The organism is Streptomyces sp. bgisy159 (assembly GCF_057707805.1).
Map to the genome: position 1 here is coordinate 192385 of NZ_JBYIQX010000011.1, position 8973 is coordinate 201357.

Consider the following 8973-nt stretch of genomic DNA (forward strand, 5'->3'; position numbering starts at 1 on the left):
CGGCATGGGCAAGCTGGACGGACGGGTCGTCATCGTCACCGGGGCGGCGCGCGGACAGGGGGAGCAGGAGGCGCGGCTCTTCCGGGCGGAGGGCGCGGACGTCGTCGTGGCCGATGTGCTGGACGAGCAGGGGCAGGCGCTGGCGAAGGAGCTGGGCGCGCTGTACGTCCACCTGGACGTGGGGGAGGAGGCCGACTGGGACGCGGCCGTGTCGGCGGCGCTGGAGGCGTACGGGAGGCTCGACGGGCTGGTGAACAACGCCGGCATCCTGCGCTTCAACGCGCTCGTGGACACCCCGCTGGACGAGTTCATGCGGGTCGTGCGGGTCAACCAGATCGGCTGCTTCCTGGGGGTGAAGGCGGTGGCGCCGCGGATGCCCGAGGGTGGCGGGACCATCGTCAACACCGCCTCCTACACGGGGCTGACCGGCATGGCCGCCGTGGGCGCCTACGCCGCCACCAAGCACGCCGTCCTCGGCCTGACCAGGGTCGCCGCACTGGAGCTCGCCCCGCGCGGCATCCGGGTCAACGCCGTGTGTCCCGGCGCGATCGACACGGCGATGTCCAACCCCTCCCGGCTCGACCCGGACGCCGACCCGGAGGAGACCGCGCGGGCCCTGGACACGCTCTACCGGGGCCTGGTGCCGCTGGGCCGGATCGGGCGCCCGGAGGAGGTGGCACGGCTGGCGCTGTTCCTGTCCTGCGCGGACTCGTCGTACATCACCGGGCAGCCGTTCGTGATCGACGGCGGCTGGCTGGCCGGGGTGTCCATTGTCTGACTGACCGTCAGCTATTGACGGTGTCAGCCGCCGATGCCAATCTGACGACTCGTCAGCTAACTGAGCCGGGGACGGTGACCGCCGTGGAATTCGGGCTGTTCGTACAGGGATACGTGGGCAAGCGCGCCGAGACCGACCCGCTGGCCGAGCACAAGGCGCTGATGGAGGAGACCGAGTACGTCATCCAGGCCGACCGGTCCGGCTTCAAGTACGCCTGGGCCTCCGAGCACCACTTCCTGGAGGAGTACTCCCACCTGTCCGCCAACGACGTCTTCCTCGGCTACCTCGCCCACGCCACCGAACGCATCCACCTCGGCTCGGGCATCTTCAACCCGCTCGCCCAGGTCAACCACCCGGTGAAGGTCGCCGAGAAGGTCGCCATGCTCGACCACCTCACCGAGGGCCGCTTCGAATTCGGCTCCGGACGCGGCGCCGGCTCCCACGAGATCCTCGGCTTCCTCCCCGGCATCACCGACATGAACCACACCAAGGAGATCTGGGAGGAGACGATCGCCGAGTTCCCCAGGATGTGGCTCCAGGACGAGTACGCCGGCTTCCAGGGCAAGCACTGGTCGCTGCCGCCCCGGAAGATCCTGCCCAAGCCGTACGGCAAGTCGCACCCGGCGATGTGGTACGCCGCCGGATCCCCGCCGTCGTACGCGATGGCCGCCCGCAAGGGCCTCGGCGTGCTGGGCTTCAGCATCCAGAAGGTGTCCGACATGGAATGGGTGCTGGAGCAGTACAAGACGGCCGTCGTGGACGCCGAGCCGGTCGGCGACTTCGTCAACGACAACGTGATGGTGACGACGACCGCGATCTGCGCCCCCACCCACGACGAGGCCATCCGCATCGCCGTGAACGGCGGCCTGCACTACCTGCCGTCCCTCGTCTTCCGCTACCACGACACCTTCCCGCGCCCCGAGGGCTTCCCCGAGTGGCCCGAGACGCTGCCCGAGTACACCGCCGAGTTCGTCGAGATCCTCATCGAGGAGGAGCTGCTGATCTGCGGCGACCCCGACGAGGTGCTGCGCCAGTGCAAGCGGTGGGAGCAGGCCGGCGCCGACCAGCTCAGCTTCGGCCTGCCGGTGGGCGTCCCCAAGGAGGAGACGCTCCAGACGATCCGGCTCATCGGGGAGCACGTCATCCCCAGGATCGACACCGACCCGGTGCACCGGACGACCCGCTTCCGCCAGTCCGCGTAAGGGGGCCGGACCATGCTCGACCACGTCATCAGGGGCGCGACCGTCGTCGACGGGACCGGCGCCCCCGCGTACACCGCCGACCTCGGCATACGGGACGGCCGGATCGCCCGCGTCGGCCGGATCACCGAGCCGTCCCGCACCACCGAGGACGCCGCCGGCCTCGTCCTCGCCCCCGGCTTCGTCGACCCCCACACCCACTACGACGCCCAGCTCTTCTGGGACCCGTACGCCACCCCCTCCCTCAACCACGGCGTCACCACCGTCGTCGCCGGCAACTGCGGCTTCACGCTGGCACCCCTGCACCCGGACCGGCCCGGCGACGCCGACTACACGCGCCGCATGATGGCCAAGGTCGAGGGCATGTCCCTGATCGCCCTGGAGGAGGGCGCCCCCTGGACCTGGCACGGCTTCGGCGAGTACCTGGACGCGCTGGAGGGCCGGATCGCGGTCAACGCCGGCTTCATGGTGGGGCACTGCGCGCTGCGCCGGCACGCGATGGGCCCGGCGGCGATCGGCGGACAGCCCGGCGGGGAGCAACTGGCCGCGATGACCGCCCTGCTGCACGACGCGATGGACGCCGGCGCCTGGGGACTGTCCACCACCCAGTCGAGCACCCACACCGACGGCGACGGCGCCCCCGTCGCCTCCCGCCACGCCCGCCCGGCCGAGCTGCTGGCCCTGGCGAAGGCGGTCGGCGAGCACGAGGGCACCCAGATCGAGGCGATCGTCGCGGGCTGCCTGGACCAGTTCGCCGACGAGGAGATCGACCTGCTGGTGGAGCTGAGCGCCACCGCCGGCCGCCCCCTGAACTGGAACGTCCTCACCGTCGACGCGGCCGTCCCGGAACGGGTCCCCCGCCAGCTGCTCGCGAGTGAGCGGGCCCGCAAGGCCGGCGGCCGGATCGTCGCCCTCACCATGCCGATCCTCACCCCGATGAACATGTCGCTGGGCACCTTCTGCGCGCTCAACCTCATCCCCGGCTGGGGCCCCGTCCTCGCCCTGCCGGTGCCCGAGCGCATCGCCCGGCTGCGCGACCCGTCGGTCCGCGCCGAGCTGCTGCGGCACGCCGAGGCCAAGGAGGCCGGCGTCTTCCGGCGGCTGACGAACTTCGGGCGCTACGTCGTCGGCGACACCTACAGCCCCGCCAACGACGGCCTGACCGGGCGGGTCGTGCGGGACATCGCCGCCGAGCGCGGCCAGGACCCCTTCCACTGCCTGGTGGAGATCTGCGCCGCCGACGACCTGCGCACGGTGCTGTGGCCGATGCCCACGGACAACGACCCGGCGTCCTGGGCGTTGCGCGCCGAGACCTGGCGCCACCAGGACGTGCTGCTCGGCGGCTCCGACGCGGGCGCCCACCTGGACCGCATGTGCGGGGCGCCCTACACCACCCGGTTCCTCGGCGACTGCCTGCGCGGCCGGAAACTGGCGGGCCTGGAGCAGGCGGTGCGCATGCTGACCGACGACCCGGCACGGCTGTTCGGCCTGCGCGGGCGCGGGCGCATCGCCGAGGGCTTCCACGCCGACCTGGTGCTGTTCGACCCGGAGCGGATCGACGCCGCCCCGGCCACCCTGGTCCACGACCTGCCCGGTGACAGCCCGCGCCTGGACTCCAAGGCCCTCGGCGTCCGCGCCGTCTGGGTCAACGGGGCCGAGACGATCCGCGACGACACGGTGACCGGCGCGGTCCCGGGACGGGTGCTGCGCTCCGGCCGGGACACCCGGACGGTGAGCACCCGGTGAGGCAGCGGCTGTTCGTCGGCGGCGAGTGGGTCGAGCCGGACGGCGGCCACTACGCCGTCGTCGACCCGGCGTCCGAGGAGACCGTCGGCTGGGCGCCCGAGGCGTCCCCCGAGCAGGCCCGCGCGGCGTGCGCGGCGGCCCGCGAGGCGTTCGAACGGTGGTCGCGGACGCCCCCGGAGGAACGGGCGGCGGTGCTGGCCCGCACCGCGCGGATCATCCACGAGCGGTCGGCCGACCTGACGGCGCTCGCCCAGGCCGAGACCGGCGCCACCACGGCCACCGCCCGCGCCATGCAGGTCGGCGTCGGCGCGGCCCGCTTCCGGCGCTACGCGCGCGTGGAGCCCGCGGAACGGGCACTGCCACCGCAGATCAACGAGGCCGGTCCCATGGGCGGGGGCGGGGTCCTGGGCGCGCTGGCCGTCCGCCAGCCCGTCGGCGTGGTCACCTGCGTCACCTCGTACAACAACCCGTGGGCGAACCCCGCCGGGAAGGTCGCCCCGGCCCTCGCCATGGGCAACACGGTAGTGGTGAAACCCGCACCGCAGGACCCGCTGTCCGTGTACCGCATGGCGGAGGCGCTCCAGGCGGCCGGGCTGCCGCCGGGCGTCGTCAACGTGGTGTCCGGGCGCTCGGTGGCCGTGGGGGAGGCGACCGTGGCCTCGCCGGACGTCGACATGGTCAGCTTCACCGGCTCCACGGCCGTCGGGCAGCACATCGCGGAAGTCTGCGGCCGGACCATGAAACGCCAGCTGATGGAGCTGGGCGGCAAGGGGGCCGCCCTCGTCCTCGACGACGCCGACCTCGACTCGGCGGTGTCCGGCATCGGCACCACCTTCTCCTTCTACAGCGGCCAGATCTGCACCGCCCCGACCCGGGTCCTGGCCCAGCGGGGCGTGTACGACCGCCTGGTGGACCGGCTGGCCGGCTACGCCCGCCGCCTGAAGGTCGGCGACCCGAGGGAGCGCGACACCGTGGTGGGCCCGCTGATCTCGGCGGCCCACCGCGACCGCGTGGAGTCGTACGTCGAACTGGCCCGCAAGGAGGGCGCCGTGGTCGTCACCGGCGGCGAACGCCCGCCGCTCGACCGGGGCTTCCACACCGCACCCACCGTCCTGGCCGACTGCGCCAACACCATGCGCGTGGCCCGGGAGGAGATCTTCGGCCCCGTGGTGGCGGTGATCCCCTTCGACGACGAGGAGGAGGGCATCGCCCTCGCCAACGACTCCGACTACGGCCTCATCGACTACGTCTGGTCCGCCGACACCGCCCGCGCCTTCCGCATCGCCCGCCGCCTGCGCGCCGGCGGGGTCGGGGTGAACACCGTCGGCCGCAACATGGAGGCCCCCTTCGGCGGCTTCAAACAGAGCGGCGTCGGCCGGGACGTCGGCTCCTACGCCCTGCACGCGTACAGCGAGCTGCAGGCGATCGTGTGGGCGGGGTGAGGGGTGAGGGGTGAGGGGTGGGCGGGCTGAGCCGGCTGGGCGGGGCGGTGGGCTGCGGGCCGCCTTGGGCCTGCCGACCGGCCCGCGACGATCCGGATGCCGACCAGTCGGTATCGACAGTCGGCCCGCGGCCCGGTAGAGATGGGCACAGCATCCGCGGACCGAGAGGCCAGGCCCCATGCGCATCGCCGTGACCATCTTCCTGACCGACGAGACGATCACCCCCACCCGGCTCGCCCAGGAGCTGGAGCAACGCGGCTTCGCGGGGCTCTACCTGCCCGAGCACACCCACATCCCCGTCGAGCGCACCACGCCCTACCCGGCGGGCGGCGAGCTGCCCCGCGAGTACGGCCGTACCCTCGATCCGTTCATCGCCCTGGGCCAGGCCGCCGCCGTCACCGAGACGCTCGGCCTCGGCACCGGCATCACCCTCGTCGCCCAGCACGACCCGATCGACCTCGCCAAGCAGGCCGCCACCCTCGACCACCTCTCCGGCGGCCGCCTCACCCTCGGCGTCGGCTACGGCTGGAACGTCGAGGAAGCCGCCGACCACGGCGTCGAGTGGCGCACCCGACGCGAACTCGTCCGGGACCGCCTCGCCCTCATGCGCGCCCTGTGGGCCGACGAACCCACCGCCTACAAGGGCGAGTTCGGCAGTGTGCGGGCCAGCTACGCCCACCCCAAGCCGGTCCGGGCGCCGCGCGGCCCGGTCGTCGGCCCGCGCACCCTGGTCGGCGGGGCGGCCGGACCCAAGCTGTTCTCCCACATCAGCGAGTACGCCGACGGCTGGCTCCCGATCGGCGGCCGCGGCCTCGGCGAGGCCCTGCCCGTCCTGCGCACCGCCTGGACCGACGCCGGACGCGACCCCGAGACCCTCCAGATCGTCCCGTACGCCGTCCAGCCCACCGCCGGCAAGCTCAGCCACTACGCGGACCTCGGTATCGATGAGGTGGTGGCGCAGTTGCCCCCGGCGGGCGAGACGGAGACGCTACGGATCCTCGACGCATACGCCGAGTACCTGTGAACCGAGAGCACCCTGCACCGGGGGCGCGGGGAACCGCGCGACCAGCCACAACACCGACCCGCACCCGCTGACGGGCCGCACCCCCGACACAGAACCCCGAAACCCGCCGAACCGGCGGAGCCAATACGCTCGGAGGATGACGACTTCCGCGACCTCCGGAACCGGACCCACCGAGAACTCCCTGCGTCGCGCCCTCAGACGTGCCCGGGACGGCGTCGCCCTCGACGTCGGCGAGGCGGCCGTCCTGCTGCAGGCCCGCGGCGAGCACCTCACGGACCTCGCCGCGTCGGCCGCCCGTGTGCGGGACGCCGGCCTGGCGGCGGCCGGCCGGCCCGGCGTCATCACCTACTCCAAGAGCGTCTTCGTCCCCCTCACCCGGCTGTGCCGGGACAAGTGCCACTACTGCACCTTCGTCACCGTCCCCGGAAAACTGCGCCGCGCCGGACACGGCATGTTCATGTCCCCCGACGAGGTGCTGGACATCGCCCGGCGCGGCGCCGCCCTCGGCTGCAAGGAAGCGCTGATCACCCTCGGCGACAAGCCCGAGGACCGCTGGCCCGAGGCGCGCGAGTGGCTGGACGCGCACGGCTACGACGACACCATCGCCTATGTCCGCGCGATCTCCATCCGCATCCTGGAGGAGACCGGCCTGCTCCCGCACCTCAACCCGGGTGTGATGACGTGGACCGACTTCCAGCGCCTGAAGCCGGTCGCCCCGTCCATGGGCATGATGCTGGAGACGACCGCGACCCGCCTGTGGTCCGAACCCGGCGGCCCCCACCACGGCTCCCCGGACAAGGAGCCGGCCGTCCGCCTGCGCGTGCTGGAGGACGCCGGCCGCTCCTCCGTCCCCTTCACCTCCGGCCTGCTGATCGGCATCGGCGAGACCTACGAGGAGCGGGCCGAGTCCCTGTTTGCGCTCCGCAAGGTCTCCCGGGCCTACCACGGCATACAGGAACTGATCATCCAGAACTTCCGCGCCAAGCCCGACACCGCGATGCGCGGCATGCCGGACGCGGAACTCGACGACCTCGTGGCCACCGTGGCCGTCGCCCGCCACATCCTGGGCCCGTCCGCCTGCCTCCAGGCCCCTCCGAACCTCGTCGACAGCGAGTACGGGCGGCTGATCGGCGCCGGCATCGACGACTGGGGCGGCGTCTCCCCGCTCACCATCGACCACGTCAACCCCGAACGCCCCTGGCCGCAGATCGAGGACCTCGCCGGGAAGTCGGCGGCGGCCGGCTTCGAACTGCGCGAACGGCTCTGCGTCTACCCGGAGTTCGTGCGCCGCGGCGAGCCCTGGCTGGACCCGCGGCTCCTCCCGCACGTCCGTGCCCTCGCCGACCCCGACACCGGCCTGGCCCGCCCCGACGCCGTGGTCGAGGGCCACCCCTGGCAGGAACCCGAGGACGCCTTCGTCGCGTCCGGCCGCACCGACCTGCACACCACCATCGACAGCCAGGGCCGCACCTCCGACCGCCGCGACGACTTCGACGAGGTGTACGGCGACTGGGCCGCCCTGCGCGAGGCCGCCGCCCCCGGCATGGCCCCCGAGCGCATCGACGCCGACGTACGCCAGGCCCTGCGCACCGCGGCCGACGACCCCACGCGGCTCACCGACCCCGAGGCGCTGGCCCTGCTGCACGCCGACGGCCCGGCCCTGGACGCGCTCTGCCAAGTGGCCGACGACGTACGGAAGTCCGCGGTGGGCGACGACGTCACCTACATCGTCACCCGCAACATCAACTTCACCAACGTCTGCTACACCGGCTGCCGGTTCTGCGCCTTCGCGCAGCGCCGCACCGACGCCGACGCCTACACCCTCTCCCTCGGCCAGGTCGCGGACCGCGCCCAGCAGGCGTGGGAGGTGGGCGCGGTGGAGGTCTGCATGCAGGGCGGCATCCACCCCGACCTGCCGGGCACCGCCTACTTCGACATCGCGAAGGCGGTGAAGGAACGCGTCCCCGGCATGCACGTCCACGCCTTCTCCCCCATGGAGGTGGTGAACGGAGCCACCCGAACCGGTATGTCGATCCGCGAGTGGTTGACGGCCGCGAAGGAGGCCGGACTCGACTCGATCCCCGGCACCGCGGCCGAGATCCTCGACGACGAGGTCCGCTGGGTGCTGACCAAGGGCAAGCTGCCCACGGCCACCTGGACCGAGGTGATCACCACGGCCCACGAGCTGGGCATCCGCTCCTCCTCGACGATGATGTACGGCCACGTGGACCAGCCCCGGCACTGGCTCGGCCACCTGCGCACCCTGGCCGGCATCCAGCAACGCACCGGTGGCTTCACCGAGTTCGTGACGCTGCCCTTCATCCACACCAACGCCCCGGTGTACCTGGCCGGCATCGCCCGCCCCGGCCCCACCGTGCGGGACAACCGCGCGGTGACGGCGATGGCGCGGCTGCTCCTGCACCCGCACATCCCCAACATCCAGACGAGCTGGGTGAAGCTGGGCTCGGACGGCGCGGCGGAGATGCTCCGCTCCGGCGCCAACGATCTCGGCGGCACCCTCATGGAGGAGACCATCTCCCGGATGGCGGGCTCCTCCTACGGCTCCTACAAGTCGGTCCGCGACCTGATCGCGGTCGCCGAAGCGGCCGACCGCCCGGCCCGCCCCCGCACCACCCTCTACGGCGAGGTCCCCGAGGAGCGCAGGCGGGCGGCGGAGGCCTCGGACGGCCACCTGCCGGACCTGCTGCCGGTCCTGGACTGAACCCGGACCAGCCCTGGACCAGCCCCGGGCCGGCCCCGGGGCGGGGCCAGGGCGAACCCTGG

At 72.9% G+C, this 8973-nt stretch carries 6 protein-coding genes; all 6 read left to right on the plus strand.

The genetic code is table 11. The features are described 5' to 3' along the window. Positions 1-4 precede the first annotated feature (4 nt). The 6 genes from AC3ET3_RS14200 (at position 5) to AC3ET3_RS14225 (ending at position 8911) form a co-directional block, all read left to right on the plus strand. On the plus strand, positions 5-778 hold the full coding sequence (locus tag AC3ET3_RS14200; RefSeq protein WP_432137411.1) for an SDR family NAD(P)-dependent oxidoreductase: 774 nt from the start codon (positions 5-7) through the stop codon (positions 776-778). 83 nt (positions 779-861) lie between these two features. Further along, positions 862-1980: an LLM class flavin-dependent oxidoreductase gene (locus tag AC3ET3_RS14205; protein ID WP_435612245.1), complete on the plus strand. Its 1119-nt coding sequence runs from the start codon at positions 862-864 to the stop codon at positions 1978-1980. A 12-nt stretch (positions 1981-1992) separates the two neighbouring features. Continuing rightward, positions 1993-3723 carry an N-acyl-D-amino-acid deacylase family protein gene (locus tag AC3ET3_RS14210; protein ID WP_432139577.1) on the plus strand — a complete coding sequence of 577 codons (1731 nt, stop codon included), beginning with the start codon at positions 1993-1995 and terminating at the stop codon, positions 3721-3723. Beyond that, positions 3720-5165: an aldehyde dehydrogenase family protein gene (locus AC3ET3_RS14215; protein ID WP_432156356.1), complete on the plus strand. Its 1446-nt coding sequence runs from the start codon at positions 3720-3722 to the stop codon at positions 5163-5165. Before AC3ET3_RS14210 ends, AC3ET3_RS14215 begins: the two co-directional genes overlap by 4 nt. A 178-nt stretch (positions 5166-5343) precedes the next feature. Then, the gene (locus AC3ET3_RS14220; RefSeq protein ID WP_432139579.1) at positions 5344-6189 is read left to right on the plus strand and encodes an LLM class F420-dependent oxidoreductase; all 846 of its coding nucleotides are present in this window, start codon (positions 5344-5346) and stop codon (positions 6187-6189) included. 136 nt (positions 6190-6325) lie between these two features. Beyond that, positions 6326-8911: a bifunctional FO biosynthesis protein CofGH gene (locus AC3ET3_RS14225; protein ID WP_435612239.1), complete on the plus strand. Its 2586-nt coding sequence runs from the start codon at positions 6326-6328 to the stop codon at positions 8909-8911. The last annotated feature ends 62 nt before the right edge of the window (positions 8912-8973 follow it).

What these genes read in the sequence shown, in the direction of transcription:
- AC3ET3_RS14200 (WP_432137411.1), top strand. Translation starts at nt 5, where the DNA reads ATGGGCAAGCTGGACGGACGGGTCGTCATCGTCACCGGGGCGGCGCGC.
- AC3ET3_RS14210 (WP_432139577.1), top strand. Translation starts at nt 1,993, where the DNA reads ATGCTCGACCACGTCATCAGGGGCGCGACCGTCGTCGACGGGACCGGC.
- AC3ET3_RS14220 (WP_432139579.1), top strand. Translation starts at nt 5,344, where the DNA reads ATGCGCATCGCCGTGACCATCTTCCTGACCGACGAGACGATCACCCCC.
- AC3ET3_RS14225 (WP_435612239.1), top strand. Translation starts at nt 6,326, where the DNA reads ATGACGACTTCCGCGACCTCCGGAACCGGACCCACCGAGAACTCCCTG.